The sequence below is a fragment of the Bradyrhizobium sp. SZCCT0148 genome (assembly GCF_018129985.1).
Lineage (GTDB): Bacteria > Pseudomonadota > Alphaproteobacteria > Rhizobiales > Xanthobacteraceae > Bradyrhizobium > Bradyrhizobium japonicum_H.
The window spans coordinates 1,404,465-1,423,062 of the sequence record NZ_JAFCKT010000001.1 but is presented as its reverse complement, the minus strand read 5'-3'; the positions used below and the strand labels follow the sequence as shown (position 1 = coordinate 1,423,062).

Sequence of the window (18,598 nt, the reverse complement as noted above, 5' to 3'; positions counted from 1 at the left end):
TCCGGATCAACGTCGCTGCACGCTAATCCGCCACGCTGCGGGCGAGTTGACATGCATCAACCGCCACAGTGGATGGAGAATTGTTTCATGATCGCCGACGCTAGGCGACGCCGCCTAGATGCAATGGACTCGCATTTGCAACGTCAGCGCCGCACGATCGAGCCGGCGCGGTTGACCAGGCGGGCGAGCTGCTTGAAGCGGCTGCCGACGCGGTCGGCGACGAGGTCGCCGAGGCGGTGCTCGAACATGAGCATCAACTTGCGGCCTTCGCTGCGAAAATGCGTGGCCGGCAGCACGCCCGGACGCGCCGCCGAGATCAGATGCGCGACGCGGAACGCGGCGCCGAGAAGGCGCGCGCGTTCGAGCTGTGCCGGCGTCAGCAGTTCCTGCATCGTCAACGGCGGCTGGTTTTCCTCGCTCAGGCCCGCATAGCGATAGAACACCGAGAGGCCGACGAAGGCCCGCTCGGTGTGGGTGATCGCCCCGAAATTGCCGTTGACGACGAGGCTAAGGGTCTGTTCGCCGCGATGATCGGGATGCACGCGCCAGCCGATGTCGGACAGCAGGCATGCGGCGTGGCGCAAGCGGCGATCCTCCTCGGTCTCGCGCAGCTTCACCACGCGCACGAGGCGCTCGGTCCAGGCAATCAGCTCGTGCGCGTGCTTCGCCGAGCGCGACAGCAGCCGGTTGAGCTCTTCCGCGGCGCAAATCAGGCCGTCCTTGGTGCGTTCCGCCTCCGACAGCTTCTCGTGCAGCAGGCCCTCGCGCACGCCGAAGGTCGAGAACACGATCGTCTTCGGCTTCGCTACCCGGATGATGTGCTCGAGCACCAGCGCCGCATAGGTGAGGAGCGGGCGGCGTGCATCGGCGACGCTCTCGATGTCAGCGAGCATGTCCGCGGCCGCAAGACGACGCAGACGACGCGAGAAGTCGAGCGCCTCGGCGGCCGAAATCGAATAGCCGTGCATCACCTGGAGCGGATAGCCACTCTGGATGATGTGAATGCGTGCGAGCGCGCGCCAGGTGCCGCCGACGGCGTAGAAGGTGCGGCCGCGGCCCGCGGTGAGCAGTTCGACCTCGTCGATCTCTTCGCGCACGATGCGGTCGGCGCGCTTGAGCGATTTATGCGCGAGGTCCTGCAGCGCCAGCCCGCCGAGCGGCAGCGTCACGCCACTGCGCACGCTGTTTCTGCGCACGTCGATCAATTCGAGCGAGCCGCCGCCGAGGTCGCCGACGATACCGTCGGGATGATGGATGCCGGAGATCACGCCGAGCGCCGACAGCCGCGCCTCGCGCGGGCCCGACAGGATCTCGATCTTCACGGCGCAGATGCGCTCGGCCCTGGCGATGAAATCGGCGCCGTTCGAGGCGTCGCGGCAGGCCGCAGTCGCGATCGCGAACACGCGTCCGACCTGCATCACGCGGCACAATGCGCGGAAGCGCCTCAGCGAGGTCAACGCCTTGTCGACCGCATCGGGCGCGAGCAGGCCGGTGCTCTGCACCTCGCGTCCGAGGCCGCAGAGCGTCTTCTCGTTGAAGATCGGAATGAGACTCCGCGTCAGTCCCTCGTAGACGACGAGACGGACCGAGTTGGACCCGATATCGATAACCGCGACGCTCGAGCCGCGCTTGCGCGGCCGCTTCACGTCGAAAATCCCCGGTCAGGATTGATGGCGTTCGTTCCGGCGCGTGAGACGACGCGGCGAGGATTCCTTGAGCGACTTTCCACGGCCAGACAGACTCGGATTTGTCATGAAGTAATTGTGCACGTTGAAAGGCTCCTCGCCCTTCGCGGTCTTCATACGCGTTGAGGACCCGTCCGGCAACAATTGCCAGCTTTGCTCATTGTCCTTCAGGTTCGCGACCATGATCTGTTCGAGAACCTGCTGATGCACCGTGGGATTCTGCAGCGGACACAGGACCTCGACGCGGCGGTCGAGGTTGCGCGGCATCATGTCGGCCGACGAGATATACACAGCCGCTTTGGCGCTCGGCAGACCCTGACCCATGCCGAAGCAGTAGATTCGGCCGTGTTCCAGGAAGCGTCCGATGATCGACTTAACGCGGATGTTCTCGGACAGGCCGGGAATGCCGGGCCGCAGGCAACAGATGCCGCGCACCACGAGCTCGACCTGCACGCCGGCCTGGGAGGCCTCGTACAGCGCGTCGATGATATCAGGATCGACCAGCGCATTCATCTTCATCCAGACCGCGCCGGGCCGGCCGTGCTTCGCGTGTGCGGTCTCTCCCTGGATGTGCTCGATGATGCGTTTGCGCAGGGTGAGCGGCGACACCGCCATCTTTTCCAGATCACTCGGCGCGGCGTAGCCAGTGATGAAATTGAACACGCGCGCGGCATCGCGGCCGATCGTCGGATCGGACGTGAAGTAGGAGAGATCGGTATAGATGCGCGCGGTGACCGGGTGATAGTTGCCGGTGCCGGTGTGAACATAGGTGGTGAGGCTGCCGCCCTCGCGGCGCACCACCATCGAGAGTTTGGCGTGCGTCTTCAGTTCGAGGAAGCCGTAGACAACCTGCACGCCGGCGCGCTCTAGGTCGCGCGCCCAGCGGATGTTGGCCTCCTCGTCGAAGCGCGCTTTCAGCTCGATGAGTGCGGTGACGGATTTGCCGGCTTCGGCAGCTTCCACGAGCGCGCGCACGATCGGCGAGTTGCTCGAGGTGCGGTAAAGCGTCTGCTTGATGGCGACGACGTCGGGGTCGCGCGTCGCCTGCTGCAGAAACTGCACGACGACGTCGAAGGATTCGTAGGGGTGATGGACGACGAGATCCTTCTGTCGGATCGCGGCGAAGATGTCGCCGCCTTGCTCGCGCACGCGCTCGGGATGCCGGGGCACGTAAGGCGTAAATTCCAGGTCGGGCCGGTCGAGGCGGGTGAGTTGCGAAAGCTCGTTCATGGCGAGCACGCCGTCGACGAGGAACACCTCGTCGTCGGCGGTCGACAGGGCGTGCTGCACGAAGCTGCGCAACTGCTCCGGCATCTTGGCGTCGATCTCGAGCCGGATCACCGAGCCGCGGCGGCGGCGCTTCAATGCGGTCTCGAACAGGCGGACGAGATCCTCGGCCTCTTCCTCGATTTCGAGTTCGGAGTCGCGGATGACGCGGAAGGCGCCCTGGCCGTGCAGGTTGTAGCCGGGGAACAGGCGGTTGATGAACAGGGCGGTCGCCTGTTCCAGCGAGATCAGCCGGACCACCTTGCCCTCGGTCGGCAAGCGGATGAAGCGGTCGATCTTGCCGGGCATGCGGATCAGCGCGTTCATCTGCTTGCCGTCGGCGGCACGCGTGAGCTGGAGCGCAATGGTGAAGCCGAGGCTCGGGATGAACGGGAAGGGGTGGGCGGGGTCGATCGCCAGCGGCGTCAGCAGTGGGAACACGTTGTTGAGGAAGTATTCCTCGATCCAGGTCCGCTCCGCCTTGGTGACCTCCTTGCCCTCGACCAGCACGATGCCGACATCGGCCAGGGTGCCGCGCAAGTCGCGCCAGATCGCCTGTTGGTCGGAGGCAAGCTCGGAGACGGTGCGATTGATCAGCGCGAGCTGCTCGGACGGGGTCAGGCCGTCGGGGCTGCGTTCCGCAATGCCCTCGCGCACCTGGGCCTTGATGCCGGCGACGCGGACCATGAAGAACTCGTCGAGATTATTCGCTGAAATCGACAGGAATCGCACCCGCTCCAGCATGGGGTGGTTGGGATTGACCGATTCCTCCAGGACGCGGCGGTTGAAATGCAGCCATGAGAGTTCGCGGTTGATGAATCGCTCGGGACTCGATGCGATCGCCGGCAAGCTCTCGGGCTCTGTGGTTTTTTCTTTAGTTTCAACAACTTGCGCAGAGTCCATCAGAAGTCGGTCCATCCAGTTCGCCCCAATTTGCGACTTATGCGCAAAACCGGCCGGAGCATGTGTTAGAGCGATGACGTTTCGATGACATTGATGTTCCGCCGCTTCGCTGCGTCAAGCTGGCTTCGCGTCGGCCGGAAGCTCAGGTCAGGCGTCCCGCAACAGCTCGGCGGCCAGCGCTCGGGTGACCGGGCGGCCGAGCCTGAGGGCTTCGCTGTCGAGCAGCTCCACGGCCTGGCGGGCAGCCGCCGAGGACCGCTCCAAGCGGGTGGCGAGGTAGCTGACTACGGTTTCGTCGACGGCGAGCTGGCGGTCGGCGCAGAATTTGACGATCAGGCCGCGGAATAGCCGGTCGTCAGGCGGCAACAGCGCAACCACGGGCACGGCCCGCAGACGCGAGCGCAGGTCGCGGAGCTCGATCGCCAGCGCGGACGGCGCCTCGCGTCCGGTGAAGAGGAGGTAGGCCTCGTCCTCGCGGGCAAGGTTCATCAGGTGGAAGAGGGCGCGTTCGTCAAAGTCCCCGCCCTTGAGATCCTCGACCACCAGCGCGCCGGTGGCGAGCGCGCCGGGAACGCCAGCGGCGGTCAGCGCATTGGCCGTCGTGGAGCGGGCGCCGGCCTCCTCGGCCCAGATCGCGGCGAGATGGCTCTTGCCGCTTCCTTCCGGGCCGGCCAGCCACATGATCCGGTTCGGCCATTCCGGCCAGCTATCGATCAGGCCGAGACCGGCCGCGTTGGCAGGGCCTTCGAGGAAATTGTCCCGGCTGAGGCTTTCCGCATGCGGAAGCGAAAACGCCAATTGTCGGGGGTGAACGCGGCCTGGCACGCTTGCTTTGCTCCATGCCGGCGGGCCGGCGTGATGTGAAGAGACCGAACGTATCGAGCGGGAGTTGGCCTTTTGCGGGGCCGCATCGCCTCTCATTTGGCCTCGATCGTACTCATGTGCCGCAGCCACTCGACCAGGTAGAGCGACACGGAGGAGAGCGTGAAGACCGTGACGAGGCCCATCAGGATGATATCATAAGGGGCCGGCTTGAAGCCGAAGGCAAGCGCCGCCAGCACGAGGGCCGCGAACGCCACTTGCGCCACGGTGTTCAGCTTGGACACTTTCGACGGCTTCATCTCGACCGGCCGGTCGAACAGCCAAGACACGATCACGGCGGCTACGATCATGATGTCGCGCGAGACCACCAGGATCACGATCCAGCGCGGAATTGCGCCCCAGATCCCGAGCGCCATGTAGATCGAGACCAGCAGCGCCTTGTCCGCAAGCGGATCGAGCAAGGCGCCGAGCTCGCTCGTCATGTTGAAGCGCTTGGCCAGGAAGCCGTCCACAGCGTCGCTGATACCGGCGATCAGGAAGACGGCGAACGCCACCTCCATTTGGCTCGACACGATGGCCCAGACGATGATGGGGACCAGCAAGATGCGGCCCAGGGTAATGATATTCGGAATACTCACGAAAGCGCTTCCCGGCACCCGGTCTGACCTCGAATCCGGCCCCCTCGGGAGGCTGAACCGGTTGATATCTACATAGTATAGGCGGGAGCGCCATGCGAGCCATTGCGCGTCCCCGGAATTCGACGTAACCAGCCGCAAACCCACTGGAAATCGGGCATGACCGACCGCAAAAACGGCCTCACTTACGCCGATTCAGGCGTCGACATCGACGCGGGCAATCGCCTGGTCGATTTGATCAAGCCGATGGTGCGTGCCACCGCACGGCCCGGCGCCGACGCCGAGATCGGCGGCTTCGGCGGCCTGTTCGACCTCAAGGCGGCCGGTTTCAAGGACCCGGTTCTGGTGGCTGCGACCGACGGGGTCGGCACCAAGGTCAAGATTGCGATCGAGACCGGGCTGCACGGCGGGATCGGCATCGACCTCGTCGCCATGAGCGTCAACGACCTCGTGGTGCAGGGCGCCGAGCCGCTGTTCTTCCTGGATTATTTCGCCTGCGGCAAGCTCGATCCGGAAGCCACGGCTTCGATCGTCGCGGGCGTTGCCGAGGGCTGCCGCGAATCCGGCTGCGCCCTGATCGGCGGTGAGACCGCCGAGATGCCCGGCCTGTACAAGGACGGCGATTACGACCTCGGCGGCTTTGCCGTCGGTGCTGCGGAGCGGGGCACGCTGCTGCCACGCAGGGACATCGCCGCGGGCGACGCCGTGATCGGCCTCGCCTCGTCGGGCGTGCATTCCAACGGCTTCTCGCTGGTCCGCAAGATCGTCGAGCAATCGGGCCTCGGCTTCGAAGCCCAGGCGCCGTTCGCCCCGGTGATGACGCTGGGCGGCGCGCTGCTGACGCCGACCAGGCTCTACGTCAAATCCTGCCTGCGCGCGATCCGCGAGACCGGTGCGGTGAAGGGCCTTGCCCACATTACCGGTGGCGGCTTCACCGATAACATTCCGCGCGTGCTGCCGAAGGAGCTCGGCGTCGGCATCGATCTGGCCCGCCTGCCGGTGCTGCCGGTGTTCAAATGGCTGGCCGCGCAGGGCGGCATCGCCGAACTCGAACTGCTGCGCACCTTCAACTGCGGGATCGGCATGATCGTGATCGTCGAGCCCGACAAGGTCGACGATGTCGTGCAGGTCTTCACCGACGCGGGCGAGACCGTGGCGCAGCTCGGCACCGTGATCCCGGCCGAGGGCGAGCACCGCGTCGTCTACAACGGCCATCTCGACATGGCACTGTAATGACTGGCACTGTAATAACTGGCGCTGTGATGAAGCGCCGCGTCGCCATCCTGATCTCCGGCCGCGGCTCCAACATGGCCGCGCTGATCAAAGCCGCTGCGGCCGTGGATTTCCCGGCCGAAATCTCGCTGGTCATTTCGAACAAGGCCGATGCGCTCGGGCTCGAACGGGCCAAGGCGAGCGGCGTGAACACGCTGGTGATCGAGAGCAAGCCGTTCGGCAAGGACCGCGCCGGCTTCGAGAAGGTACTGCAGGCAGCCCTCGACCAGCACGGTATCGAGCTGATTTGTCTGGGCGGCTTCATGCGCCTGTTCACGGCCGAGTTCACCCGACATTGGTACGGGCGGATGCTCAACATCCATCCCTCGCTGCTGCCGTCCTTCCCCGGCCTCGACCCGCACGGCCAGGCCCTGCGCGCCGGCGTCAAACTGTCAGGCGCGACGGTGCACTTCGTGATCCCCGAGACCGATGCCGGCCCGATCGTGATGCAGGGCGCGGTGCTCGTCAGCGATCACGATACCGGCGAGACGCTGTCGGAGCGCATCCTCGAAGTCGAGCATCGCATCTATCCGGAAGCGCTGCGGCTGCTCGCGACCGGCAAGGTCCGGATCGAGGGCGATGTGTGCAGGACGGCCGGGAGTGCAGCGTCGGAGAATTTCCTGGTGGCGCCGGTAGTGAGCTGAACCCCCGTCCTCGCTGCGGTCTTCACAAACAAAATCCCCCGGCAGAGCCGGGGGCAACGTCATGATCTCTCGTGTAGCCTTGAGAGAATTCAGGAGACCTTGAGGTTCTCCGCGGATGCCTTGCCGCGGTTCTCCACGAGGTCGTATTCAACCACCTGGTTTTCGTTGAGGGTCGAGAGTCCGGCGCGCTCGACGGCGGAGATATGGACGAACACGTCCTTGTCGCTGCCGTTCGGCTTGATGAACCCATAGCCCTTGGTCGGGTTGAACCATTTGACGGTGCCCTTTTGCGGCATCGCTAGTCTCCTCCACTAGATAAAAAAGACGCGGCCGCTTTTCGCGTGCCACGCCACAAACGGGCTTCCGGAAGTCTGTTCGATCTCGAGGCTCAATGTCTTGAAACGCACAGCCGAGCGGCCAATTCCGATTGTGACCAACATTGCAACATGAAAATCGCCGGTTAGCAAGCCGTGCGCGGATTTCAAGGGCGGGCCGTTTGTGCCGGTTTGCAATTTCCGACCTGTGGCCGCGGAACCACAATCGAGGGCAATAGCCGCGGCGACAGTGGGCCGAGCGGTTGACCCTCCGTCGCAGTTCGGCGCAAATCGCGACGTGCGCCGCGCCTGTTGCATTCATGCGCGCCGCCATTTGCTTCGGGATCTTCGTCATGTGCTGCACATCGCAGCTTTCCGCGACACCGCAGGAAGTCGGCCTTGACCGCGCTCGCGAAATCGCGGCGTCGGTCGCAACCGCTCTCGCGCTGGTGCTCGTCGTGACGACGTCGGCAGCGACGCCGGGTTTCGCTCAGGTCGCCCCGCCGCTGCCACCGCCACCCACGCCGTCGGCCGTCTCGACCAATTACGATCAGTCGGCCGGCAACAGCACGCTCGATCTAGGCTCCAACTTCCTGGAGCGGCTCGGCAACCAGTCATCCGGCGGCGTCAACCGGGCGTTTCGCACCAATCCCGGCGGCGGCGGTGCGTCGGCGAGCACCGAAGACCCGCGCTACCGCACCTGGTTCGAGGGCTACGGCATCTCGGTCCGGACGGATGCGCAAGGGGACTTCGTCGGCGACAAGCGCAAGACGCTCGGCGGCGTCGCCGGGTTTGGTGCGCGGGTCGCGCCGGGTGTCAATCTCGGCTTCTCTGTCGATCAGAGCCATACCGACATCGACGTGCCGCTGGCGCTGCAATCGGCTACGCTCGACCTGACGCAACTCGGTTTCAGCGGCTCGGTCGACAAGGGGCCGTGGACCTGGGCCTTTGCCGTGGTGCACGGCTTCGGCAAGATCCGTTCGAGCCGCGACACCGGTGCTGGGCTCGCAACCGCGGGCTATCGCGCCGCAGTCGACGGCGCGTTGACCGAGATCAGCTATTACTGGACCAAGGACCAGATGCGCGTCGTGCCCAAGGGCGCGCTGGAATATGTCCGCGCCACCAGCGCGGCGTTTCAGGAGGCCGGTGGTCTCGATCCCCTCGATGTCGGCTCAACCGCGCTCTCGCGCGCGCGCGTCATGATCGGGGCCGAGATCGGACGCTACTTCATCTTCGACCAGAAAATCCTGGACCTGTCAGCCTACGGCAAGTTCGTCGACAATTTCTACCAGAACCTGGGATCGGTGCAGGTCAGCCTCGGCACCCAGAACATCGTGGTGCCCGGTATTGGCGAGAGCCGTTACGGCATGGATGCAGGTGCCTCGGCTTCGCTCAGCCTGACCAGCGTGGCGCGGCTCTACGTCAATTACGACGGCAAGTTCCGTAACGAGCTGACGTCACACCAGGGCACACTCGGCTTCGAATATCGCTGGTAGTCTCAGCCTGCTAGGTCGGCGTCGCCGCGACATATCCCGTCAATCCAAATCCCTCGCGAGCGGCCGTCATCATCGGCACCAGCGCGTTCGGATGGATGAATTCGTCGCGAAAGCAGGGATAGGTCTTGGGATCGAAGATCTTCTTCAGCCAGTCGATCACGATCTTGTGGCGCTCGGAGGTTCGGAACTCCTTGTGATAGGTGAGCCAGAGGTCGGCGTGGTGACTGACGCCGAGATCGACGGCGATCAGCGGCGCGCCGAGCGCGATCGAGACCGTCGGCAGGAAGCCGATGCCGGCGCCGCGCTCGACGGCATAGAGCGCGCCGACCGAGGAATTGGTCTTGATCCCGACGATGCCCTCGAGCGACTTCAGTCCGAGCACGCGGGCGTAGGCGCCGTCGTCGACCTGTGGGGCGCTCTGCTTGATGATGCGGTGGTTGTTCAGTTCGGCGAGCGTCGTCGGCACGCCGTAGAGGCTTTCGTACTCCTTGGAGACGAAAGGATAGATGTGGAGACGACCGAGCTTGGCGACGATCAGGTCGGGATTGGTCGGAGGCTCGAGCTGGATCGCGATGTCGGATTCAAGTCGCGCGACGTCGGCCTGCTCCATCGCGCAACGCAAATCGACGGTGATCTTGCGGTAGGTCTTCTGGAAGTCGATCAGTCGCGGCAGGATCCAGAAATTGCCGGGGCCTTCGGTCACCGCAACGCGCACGGTGCCGGCAGTGTCGTTCGATGACCGCGAGGCGCGCCGAAAGACGTTGAAGGCATGACGCTCCATATGCGCAACGTCGGCGATCATCGCGGTGCCTTCATCGCTGAGCGTGAGCCCGCTCTGGTCGCGCAGGAACAGTTTGCAGCCGATGCTCTCTTCGAGCCGGTCGACCCGGCGCATAAGCGTGGTGGAGGTGAGGCCGAGCTCTTCGGCGGCATTGCGAAAACTTTTATATTTTGCGCACGCTAAAAACAGCTTCAAATCATCCCAGGACGCATCCAGGGCTTCTTCACGGTGCTGCATCATCGCAGCACCCCGGTGCAATAACTGCTGCATACTCCTGATCCCCAGCCGCTAAGCTCATTGGCAGAGCGGGGTACGAAAGCCCCGGACGATAGAGGCGTGATATGGCTATGGAAAGGGGCTCGTTTGCCGCAAGGCATGATTTCGACGCCTTGCCGCTGAGCGAGAATGTGGACGTTCGCTGCGCACAATTTTCCGAAATTGCCGAGCTTTCGCAGATGGCACACCGGCTGGTGCCGGGTGTGCGGATCGGGACGGCCGAGCTTGCGCATTACTTCTCGTTCGATCCCGAGAGCATTCTGACGTTCAAACGCAAGGGCGATCTCGTCGGCGGCATGGCTTTCCTGTTTCTCAACGAGCGCGGGCACGATGCGTTGCTGCTCGACGAGATCTGCCTCACCGCGCCCGAGACGCACTATCTCGCTTCCGCGAACGAAGAGGTCGCAGCCATCTACCTTTGGGCGATCGCGGCGACAGGACGCGGTATCGCCGGTCTCGGCAAGGCTGCAGCGCATCTGCGACAGCTAAGGTTTCGCAACGCCGATTGCTATGCGCAGCCGTCAACGGTGGCCGGACGCGACATCATGAAGGCGACCGGCTTTGCGCCGATCCCGAGCTTCCAGCCCGACCTCTGGTGCTACGAGCGGCCCTGGCATCGCCAGCCGCTGCGGATGCCGGGCGCGATCATCCAGGCAAGGAGTTTTGCAGATGCACGGTACTAGGATTCCTCTCGCCAAACCCAGTTCCCGCGCCATCTCCGTCCGTCTTGCGCGCGATCCCAACGATCTCATGCTCATCACGGCCATCCGTTCCGCGGTTTATCTCGCCGAGCAGGATTGTCCGTTCGAGGAAGAGTTCGACGGCAATGACATGGTCGCGGCCCATTTCATCGGCTTCGTCGGCAACGAGCCCGCTGGCTGTCTGCGGGTGCGCTTTTTCGGCGATTTCGCCAAGGTGGAGCGGCTTGCGGTGCGTCACCAATACCGGCGTTCACGCGTGTCATTCAAGCTGGTGCAGGCCAGCGTCGACTACGTGAAGCGCAAGGGCTTTCGCAAGATCTACGGCCAGGCACAGGACAGGCTGGTCGATTTCTGGGCCCATTTCGGCGCCAAGCCGCTCGGCCACAATCGCAAGGTCACCTTCTCGGATTTTTCCTACACGGAAATGCTGCTGGAAATCGAGCCGGGCCCGGACGCAATCACGCTGGACAGCGATCCCTACGTGATCATCCGTCCCGAGGGCGATTGGGACCGGCCGGGCGTGCTCGACGCCTCGGCAGGGCGGGCCGTGACCTCACCGCTGCGGGATCTCGCGCTCGCCGACCGTTGAAACTGGTGCAGCTCTGCGCAAGACAATGCTGGCTTCCATCCATGATGATCCGCCGATCCTGGTCTGCGCGGATCTCCAGGTCGAATATCTGACCCCCGGGCGTCGCCACGTCATCCTCGACGGCGACGCGGTCACGTCGCGCTGCCTGGAACTCCTCACCCTGTGGCGCGGCAATCTCTGGCCGGTGATGCATCTGAAGCGCATCGCGCAGGCTGCCTGGTTCAATCCGGCATCGAGGCTGACCGATTGGATCGCGGCGACCAGGCCGCGGCCGGGAGAGCTGACGTTCGATCACCCGCTGCCATCCGCTTATAGCTCGTCGCGGTTCGTGGATTACACGTCCAATATCCGCGCTGTGCGCTGCATTCTGGTCGGTTTCTCCCTGGACGAGACCATTTTGGCCACCGCCGCCGATGGGTTTCACCGCAGTCATCGCTACCATGTGGTCGCCGACGCCGTGGCTTGCCGTCAGCCTGGAACGGGCGATGCTGCCGCCTATAAGCATGCGGTAGTGAATGTCATCGGGAATTTTGCTACAATCCAGCTCAGCGCCGAACTGCTCAGAACCAGCGGCGCCGTTGCGGTGTAGACGGCCGCGACCGGCGGATGGGGTGGAAAGTGTCGCGGGGAGACGAGCTCAAGGAGCTGGCGAGCGATCTGTCGCGTGCGGCCGAGAGGGCGCGCGGGCTTGGTTTACCGACCACGGTCTATCTGCTTTCGATGGCGCTGGTGGAGGTGTGGGAAGCCGCTGCAGGCGCTGACGGCGGACATGACGACGACGCGGCGTGAGCTGCTCCAGGGGCTGCTTGGTCAGGACCGCCATGGGCGGTTTTGTCACGTGCAGCGTGGTCGCGTGCACCTTTGTGCATCGCTGCTGAGCGCTTGCTGCCGACGAATTGGCGTTGCAAGTTCCGTGTTGTCGCAATAGCCAAGGTCATTGATCATCGCGTGATGACGCCGGCTCTGCCTGCGACGTGACGCTTTCAAGGATCTGCGCAAATGTCGATGCTGCCCAATTCGCAAGAAGCCCGTGATGTGGCCTACCAGCTCCACTCCTACACCAATGCGCGCGCGCATCAGCAGGCCGGTCCGCTGGTGATCGAGCGCGGCGAGGGGCCTTACGTATTCGACGCGTCGGGCAAGCGCTATTTCGAGGCGATGTCGGGCTTGTGGAGCGTCGGGCTCGGCTTCAGCGAGAAGCGGTTGGTGGAGGCCGCGCACAAGCAGATGCAAGCGCTGCCGTTCTACCACACATTCTCTTCCAAATCGCACGGCCCCTCGATCGACCTCGCCGAGAAGTTGGTGGCGCTGGCGCCCGTGCCGATGAGCAAGGTGTTCTTCACCAATTCCGGCTCGGAAGCCAACGACACCGTGCTCAAGCTGATTGCCTATCGCTCCAACGCGCTCGGCCAACCGCAGCGCAAGAAGGTGATCAGCCGCATCCGCGGTTATCACGGCGTCACCATTGCCTCGGCCAGCCTCACCGGCCTGCCAAACAACCACCGCTCGTTCGACCTGCCGCTGCCGCACATCCTGCATACGGGCTCGCCGCATTTCTACAAGGACGGCGCCCCTGGCGAGAGCGAGGAAGCCTTTGCGACCCGCCGGGCCGAGGAACTCGATGCGCTGATCCAGAACGAGGGACCGGATACGATCGCGGCCTTCTTCGGCGAGCCGGTGATGGGCGCGGGCGGCGTCGTCGTGCCGCCGAAGACCTATTGGGAGAAGATCCAGGCGGTCCTGAAGAAGTACGATATCCTGCTGGTCGCCGACGAGGTGATCTGCGGCTTCGGCCGCACCGGCAGGATGTTCGGCTGCGAGACCTACGGCATCAAGCCGGACGCGATGGTCGTCTCCAAGCAGATCACCTCGAGCTATTTCCCGCTGTCGGCGATCATCATGAACGAGCGCATGTTCGAGCCGATCGCGGACGAGAGCAACAAGATCGGCGTGCTCGGCCACGGGTTCACCGCGGGCGGCCATCCGGTCGGCTCGGCGATTGCGCTGGAAAACCTCAAGATCATCGAGGAGCGCGGCCTGGTCGCGCATGCCGCCGAGCTCGGCGGCTACATGCAGGGCAAGCTGCGTGAGCTCACCAGCCATCCGCTGGTCGGCGAGGTCCGCGGCGTCGGCTTGATCGCGGCGATCGAGCTCGTGCTCGACAAGGGGCGCAAGACGGCCGCGGCGACGCCCGGTGCGGTCGGCGGCATGGCCAGCCGCATGCTCCAGGAACGCGGCGTGATCTCGCGCAACATGCTGGACGCCATCGCCATCTGCCCGCCGCTGATCGTCACCAAGGCGCAGATCGACGACCTCATCGCCGCGATTTCAGGCGTGCTCAATGACATGAAGGCGGAAGTGACGAAGCTGACGCCGGCGTAATCTTTCTGCTCGTCATTGCGAGGAACGAAGCGACAATGCAATCCAGACAATTCCGTGGATACGGTCTGGATTGCTTCGCTTCGCTCGCAATGAAGGTGCAAGACGAGTTTGCCTATTCGGCCCGCTGAACCCCGATCACGCGGCCCTTCTCGACCGCCAGCGCCAGCTCACCGCGCTTGAGCTTCAAGGCGGCATCGCCGAACAGCTCGCGGCGCCAGCCGCGCAAGGCGGGGACGTCGGCCTCGTCGTCGGCTGCGATCTCTTCGAGATCGTCCACCGTCGCGATCACCTTGCTGGCGACTGCATGCTTTTCGGCCGTCATGCGCAGCAACACCTTCAACAGTTCGACAATGGCCGCGCCATTGTTGTTGTTGCGCGGCTTCTCCAGCTTCGGCAGCGTGGCAGGATCGCGTGCCAGTCCGCGCGTGACCGCGGCGACGATGTCCGCGCCCCATTTGGATTTCTCAAAGCCCTTCGGCACCGAGCGCAGGTTTGCGAGCTTCTCCACCGTGTTCGGCGCATGAGTGGCGATGTCGCTGACGGCCTCGTCGCGCAGCACACGGCCGCGCGGCACGTCGCGGCTCTGCGCCTCCTGCTCGCGCCAGGCTGCGACCTCCATCAGGACCGCGAGATCCTTCGGCTTGCGCACCCGCGTCTTCAGCCGCTCCCAGGCACGCTCCGGGTGGAAGTCGTAGGTCTTGGGAGAGGTCAGGACCTCCATCTCGATGGAAACCCATTCGCTGCGGCGGCGCTTCTTCAAATCGGCGTCGAGCGCTGCAAACACGTCACGCAGATGCGTGACGTCGGACACCGCGTAATGCATCTGTTCCTTGGTCAGCGGGCGGCGCGACCAGTCGGTGAAGCGGTGGGTCTTGTCGGGGCGGTGGCCGGTGACCTTCTCGACCAGGGCGTCGTAGGCGATGCTGTCGCCGTAACCCAGCACCATCGCGGCAACCTGGGTATCGAACACCGGGTGCGGGATGATGTTGGCCTGGTGCCAGATGATTTCGATGTCCTGGCGGGCGGCGTGGAAGACCTTCAGCACGGCTTCGTTGGCCATCAGCTCGAAGAACGGCTTGAGGTCGATGCCCTCGGCCAGGGTATCGACGACAATGGCCTCCTCGGCGCTGGCCATCTGCACCACGCATAGCAGCGGGTAATAGGTGGTCTCGCGCAGGAACTCGGTATCGACGGTAATGACGGGGTGCTTGGCAAGCCGGCTGCAGGCAGCCGCGAGGTCAGCGGTGGTGGTAATCAAATCCATGAACGGCCCATGACACTTGCTATCAGCCGATCTGCCGAAAGTGCTGTGATGTCAAGGGGCTCAGTGCGAATTCGAGCCTTGCATTCGGGCCGGAATCGCTTTTTCCGACGAAATTCCTATTCGTAACGGACCCGGTTCGAGGATTTGCGGGCGCAGGGCAACGCCACCACGACGACGCACATGGCGACCAGCGCCAATCCCAGGAACTCGAAAACCAACAGATCCACGGCGAAACCTCCAGAAACATAGGTAAATTTGTCGGGGGTGCGTTGAGGGTCTGTTAATTGCAATGGTTACCGGCGCAGCGGCCGGGCGGATGGTGGACGGGGGGTTAACGGGGGGCCGAAACGAATTCGGCGCCCCGCCGGGCGGAGCGCCGATGTTTGTTTGCCGTTGCAGCAGCCCTTACGGCAGCTTCAGCGACGTCTCAGCGTTGTACGGCTTCAGCGTCTCGTCTGCAGCCTTCTGCGCGGCGGCGAGGGCCTCCTTCGGCTGCTTCTTGCCGTTGAGGACCAGCATCACCTCGTCCTCCAGCGTCTTGCGCACCGGCACGGTCTTGTAGGTCGCAAACCAGGGCTTCGCGACGTCGAGCTGCTCGACGGCGGTCTTGGCGTCCGGGTTCTTGTTCAGGAACTCGACCATCTCGGGCGTCTTGTACGCCGCCATGTTCGGCGCGAAATAGCCGGTGGCGCGGCTCCACCAGCCGCTCTTCTCGGGTGAGGTCATCCACTTGATCAGCGTCCAGGCGGCCTTCTGCTTGTCGGCCTCGAGCCCTGCCGGAACGATCAGCGAGGCGCCGCCGATCGGCACGGCGTTGCGGACGTTGCGCGGGATGAAGGCGACCTTGTAGGCGAACTTGGCGTTGTCGCGCACGTAAGTCAGCGAGCCCGTCGATAGCATCATCATCGCGGCATTGCCCGAGATGAAGGAGGTGCTGACGGCAGGGCCAGGGGTCGCGCCGGGGGCGTGGACCTTGTGCTTGGTGACGAGGTCATTCCACCAGGTCAGCGCGCCCAGCATCGAGGGCGTGTCGTAATAGACCTCGCCGCCGAACTCCTCGTTGTAGTAGCGCCCGCCATTGCTCATGGTGAGCGTTTCCATCATCCAGCCGCAATAGTCGTAAGCGCAGGGGATCGCGATGCCCCATTGGGTCACCTTGTCGCCCTCGCGCTTGGTGAGCTTCTTGGCCCAGTCGGTGAGCTCGGCCCAGGTCTGCGGCGGCTTCTCCGGATCGAGGCCGGCTTCCTTGGCTTTGTCGGCGTTGATGTAGAGCAACGGCGTCGAATTGTGGAATGGCACGCCGTAGACCGAGCGGTTGATCACCGCGTTGCCCTGCAGCGCGGGAAAGAGCTGGCCAAGGAACTGCTCCTTGGTGGTGCCGTCGGCCTTGATCAGGGCATCGAGATTGGTCAGCTCGTTCTCGATCTGCATGTCGAGCAGGAAGTTCGCCGACATGATCACGGCGGACGGCGGCTTGCCGGCCTTGATCGCGGCGCGAGTCTTGATCAGCGTGTCGTCGTAGGAGCCGGTGTAGACGGCGGTCGCCTTGATGTCAGGGTGACCTTCGTTGAACTCTTTGATCAGGGTGCCCATGTCGCGGGCGAGCTTGCCGTCGACGGGGACGGGAAAGAACAGATCGATCTCGGTCGGGCCTTCGCCGGCAAGGGCCGGGACTGCGAGGGCGCCGGCCATCGTGCCTGCAATGGCGAGGCCGAACATGAGCCTGCGGGAAAACAGCATCGAAGAATCTCCTATTTGATGCCTGAGGTGACGAAAGAGCTGATGAAGCGCTTCTGGAAAATCAGGAACGTGACGAGCAGCGGTGCGATCACCATCAGCGTGCCGGCGGCGATGGTGCCCCAGGCCTGTGTGCCCTCGGCGGTCTTGGTGAAGACCGAGAGCCCGACCGTGAGCGGCCGCTTGTCTGGCGAATTGATCACCATCAGCGGCCACAGGAAGTCGTTCCAGTGGCTGGTGACCGAGATGATGGCGAAAGCCGAGAAGCTCGGCATCGACAGCGGCACGTAGATGTGGCGGATGCGCTGGAGCAGGCTGGCGCCGTCGATCAGGGCGGCATCTTCGAGCTCGGTCGGAATCGCCTCGAAGGCCTGGCGCATCAGGAAGGTGCCGAAGGCGGACGCGAAGAACGGCATCATCACGCCGGCGAGCGTGTCGTAGAGGCCGAGCCGCGCCACGAGGCTGAGATTCGGCACGATCAGCAGCACCGGCACCAGCATCAGCTGCAACAGGAAGAGATAGAAGATCACTGACTTGCCGGCGAAGTCGAGGCGCGCAAAGGCAAAGCCCGCCAGCGTGATCGTGACGAACTGCACCAGCAGAATGCCGGCGCAGATGATCGTGGTGTTGAGCGTGTAGCGCGGGAAATCGCCGATCTCCCAGGCGTCTTTGATATTGTCGAGCGTCGGCTTCAGGCTCGGCATAAGCTCGGCCATGGCGTTGATGCCGTCGGAGGCCGGGCGCAGCGTCGCGACGACCATCCACACGAAGGGGATGAGCCAGACGATCGCGAGCAGCATGGTCAGCAGGAAGCCGAGCTTGGACGTGATCTCGCCGCGTGTGGCGAGCGGCGCGTCCTTGGTGAGCCAGTCGATCAGCTTCATGGCCCGCCCTCGCGGTTGGCCATGGTGCGGAAGGAGAGCGCGGTGAGGCCCATCAATGCCGCGAGCGTCAGCAGCGTCGCGGCCGAGGCCTTGCCGACGTCGTAATGCTCGACCGCCTGCTGGTAGATGTAGAACAGCACGAGATTGGTCGAATTCGACGGTCCACCCTGGGTCATGACGAAGACGTGGTCGACCTGCGTCACCGCGTTGAGGATCGCGATGACGATGACGAACAGGAAGGTGGGCTTGAGCTCCGGCAGAATGATATGGCGCAGGCGCTGGTAAGGCCCGGCGCCGTCGAGATGCGCGGCTTCCATCACGTCTTCGGGCACCGCCTGCAGGCCGGCGAGGAAGAACAGCATGTAATAGCCGGCGTTCTTCCAGATCGTGATGATCATGATCGCGTAAAGCGCGATGTCGGGATCGCCGAGCCAGTTCGGCAGCACCGGCATCAGCCGGCCGATATAATAGTCGAGCAGGCCGACATTGGGCAGGAAGATGAACATGAACAGCGCGGAGGCCGCGACCATCGGGATCAGCACCGGCAGGAACAGCGCGGCGCGCAGCGCGCTGCTCACGGCATGGGTGCGCGACAGCGTCAGCGCGAACAAGAGCGCCAGCCCGATGCTCGGGATCGCCGTGCCGACGGCATAGATGAGATTGTTGACGACCGCGCCGGTGAAGGCGGGGTCGGCCAGCACGGCGCTGATGTTGTCGAGACCGACGAAGCGGACCGGGGCCTTCGGCGTGGCGCGCTGGTAGAGCGCATCGATCAACACGCGGCCCATCGCGCCATAGGTAAACAGCGCGAGAAAGACCAGCGAGGGCAGCAACAGGAGATAGGCGGGCAGCGAAGCTCTGAAGCGCGTGAAGAGGCGCTTCGGCAAGTCCAGGCGCGGCGCCGCCGAGGTCGCGACCGGAAGAGCCGCGGGTCCGGCGAGGCTCAT

The 18,598-nt window shown here is 64.1% G+C and carries 18 protein-coding genes; 8 read left to right on the top strand and 10 right to left on the bottom strand.

The genetic code is table 11. From position 1 onward, the window contains the following. Positions 1-143 precede the first annotated feature (143 nt). The 4 genes from ppx to JQ580_RS06885 form a co-directional block, all read right to left on the bottom strand. Complete coding sequence (gene ppx, locus JQ580_RS06900; RefSeq protein WP_212278904.1) at positions 144-1,646, bottom strand: exopolyphosphatase; 1,503 nt, start codon at positions 1,644-1,646, stop codon at positions 144-146. 15 nt (positions 1,647-1,661) lie between these two features. Further along, positions 1,662-3,854, bottom strand: a complete 2,193-nt coding sequence (locus JQ580_RS06895; RefSeq protein WP_212279240.1) for an RNA degradosome polyphosphate kinase — start codon at positions 3,852-3,854, stop codon at positions 1,662-1,664. A gap of 147 nt (positions 3,855-4,001) precedes the next feature. Next, on the bottom strand, positions 4,002-4,679 hold the full coding sequence (locus tag JQ580_RS06890) for a P-loop NTPase family protein (RefSeq protein ID WP_212278903.1): 678 nt from the start codon (positions 4,677-4,679) through the stop codon (positions 4,002-4,004). A gap of 92 nt (positions 4,680-4,771) precedes the next feature. Next, positions 4,772-5,314: a CDP-alcohol phosphatidyltransferase family protein gene (locus JQ580_RS06885; protein WP_212278902.1), complete on the bottom strand. Its 543-nt coding sequence runs from the start codon at positions 5,312-5,314 to the stop codon at positions 4,772-4,774. A gap of 156 nt (positions 5,315-5,470) precedes the next feature. Here JQ580_RS06885 and purM point away from each other — a divergent pair, with 156 nt between their 5' ends. Then, entirely contained in the window at positions 5,471-6,544 is a 1,074-nt protein-coding gene (gene purM, locus JQ580_RS06880) for a phosphoribosylformylglycinamidine cyclo-ligase (protein ID WP_212278901.1), read from the top strand. Positions 6,545-6,573: 29 nt separating this feature from the next. Continuing rightward, positions 6,574-7,227, top strand: coding sequence for a phosphoribosylglycinamide formyltransferase (gene purN, locus JQ580_RS06875; protein WP_212278900.1), 654 nt, complete (start codon positions 6,574-6,576; stop codon positions 7,225-7,227). An 89-nt stretch (positions 7,228-7,316) separates the two neighbouring features. Here the strand turns inward: purN and JQ580_RS06870 are convergent, their stop codons facing one another. Continuing rightward, positions 7,317-7,523: a cold-shock protein gene (locus tag JQ580_RS06870; protein WP_007591938.1), complete on the bottom strand. Its 207-nt coding sequence runs from the start codon at positions 7,521-7,523 to the stop codon at positions 7,317-7,319. A 371-nt stretch (positions 7,524-7,894) separates the two neighbouring features. Between JQ580_RS06870 and JQ580_RS06865 the strand changes: the two genes are divergently transcribed. Further along, complete coding sequence (locus JQ580_RS06865) at positions 7,895-9,037, top strand: autotransporter outer membrane beta-barrel domain-containing protein (RefSeq protein ID WP_212278899.1); 1,143 nt, start codon at positions 7,895-7,897, stop codon at positions 9,035-9,037. Positions 9,038-9,047: 10 nt separating this feature from the next. Here JQ580_RS06865 and JQ580_RS06860 read toward each other — a convergent pair whose 3' ends face one another. Beyond that, complete coding sequence (locus JQ580_RS06860; RefSeq protein ID WP_212278898.1) at positions 9,048-10,088, bottom strand: LysR family transcriptional regulator; 1,041 nt, start codon at positions 10,086-10,088, stop codon at positions 9,048-9,050. Positions 10,089-10,159: 71 nt separating this feature from the next. On the opposite strand from JQ580_RS06860, the gene JQ580_RS06855 reads away from it, so the two are divergent. The 5 genes from JQ580_RS06855 (at position 10,160) to JQ580_RS06835 (ending at position 13,766) form a co-directional block, all read left to right on the top strand. After that, entirely contained in the window at positions 10,160-10,777 is a 618-nt protein-coding gene (locus tag JQ580_RS06855) for a hypothetical protein (RefSeq protein WP_212278897.1), read from the top strand. Further along, positions 10,764-11,384, top strand: a complete 621-nt coding sequence (locus tag JQ580_RS06850) for a GNAT family N-acetyltransferase (RefSeq protein ID WP_212278896.1) — start codon at positions 10,764-10,766, stop codon at positions 11,382-11,384. Before JQ580_RS06855 ends, JQ580_RS06850 begins: the two co-directional genes overlap by 14 nt. Positions 11,385-11,409: 25 nt before the next feature. Beyond that, the gene (locus tag JQ580_RS06845; protein ID WP_212278895.1) at positions 11,410-11,973 is read left to right on the top strand and encodes an isochorismatase family protein; all 564 of its coding nucleotides are present in this window, start codon (positions 11,410-11,412) and stop codon (positions 11,971-11,973) included. A 29-nt stretch (positions 11,974-12,002) separates the two neighbouring features. After that, on the top strand, positions 12,003-12,173 hold the full coding sequence (locus JQ580_RS06840; protein WP_212278894.1) for a hypothetical protein: 171 nt from the start codon (positions 12,003-12,005) through the stop codon (positions 12,171-12,173). A gap of 210 nt (positions 12,174-12,383) precedes the next feature. Next, entirely contained in the window at positions 12,384-13,766 is a 1,383-nt protein-coding gene (locus JQ580_RS06835; protein WP_212278893.1) for an aspartate aminotransferase family protein, read from the top strand. 112 nt (positions 13,767-13,878) lie between these two features. Here JQ580_RS06835 and rnd read toward each other — a convergent pair whose 3' ends face one another. The 4 genes from rnd to JQ580_RS06815 form a co-directional block, all read right to left on the bottom strand. Further along, positions 13,879-15,030 carry a ribonuclease D gene (gene rnd / locus JQ580_RS06830; RefSeq protein WP_212278892.1) on the bottom strand — a complete coding sequence of 384 codons (1,152 nt, stop codon included), beginning with the start codon at positions 15,028-15,030 and terminating at the stop codon, positions 13,879-13,881. Between the two features lie 405 nt (positions 15,031-15,435). Continuing rightward, a complete protein-coding gene (locus tag JQ580_RS06825; RefSeq protein WP_212278891.1) occupies positions 15,436-16,770 on the bottom strand; it encodes an ABC transporter substrate-binding protein in 1,335 nt (444 codons plus the stop codon). Positions 16,771-16,781: 11 nt separating this feature from the next. Further along, a complete protein-coding gene (locus JQ580_RS06820) occupies positions 16,782-17,651 on the bottom strand; it encodes a carbohydrate ABC transporter permease (protein ID WP_212278890.1) in 870 nt (289 codons plus the stop codon). Continuing rightward, positions 17,648-18,598, bottom strand: a complete 951-nt coding sequence (locus JQ580_RS06815; RefSeq protein WP_212278889.1) for a carbohydrate ABC transporter permease — start codon at positions 18,596-18,598, stop codon at positions 17,648-17,650. The genes JQ580_RS06820 and JQ580_RS06815 overlap by 4 nt, the downstream gene beginning before the upstream one ends.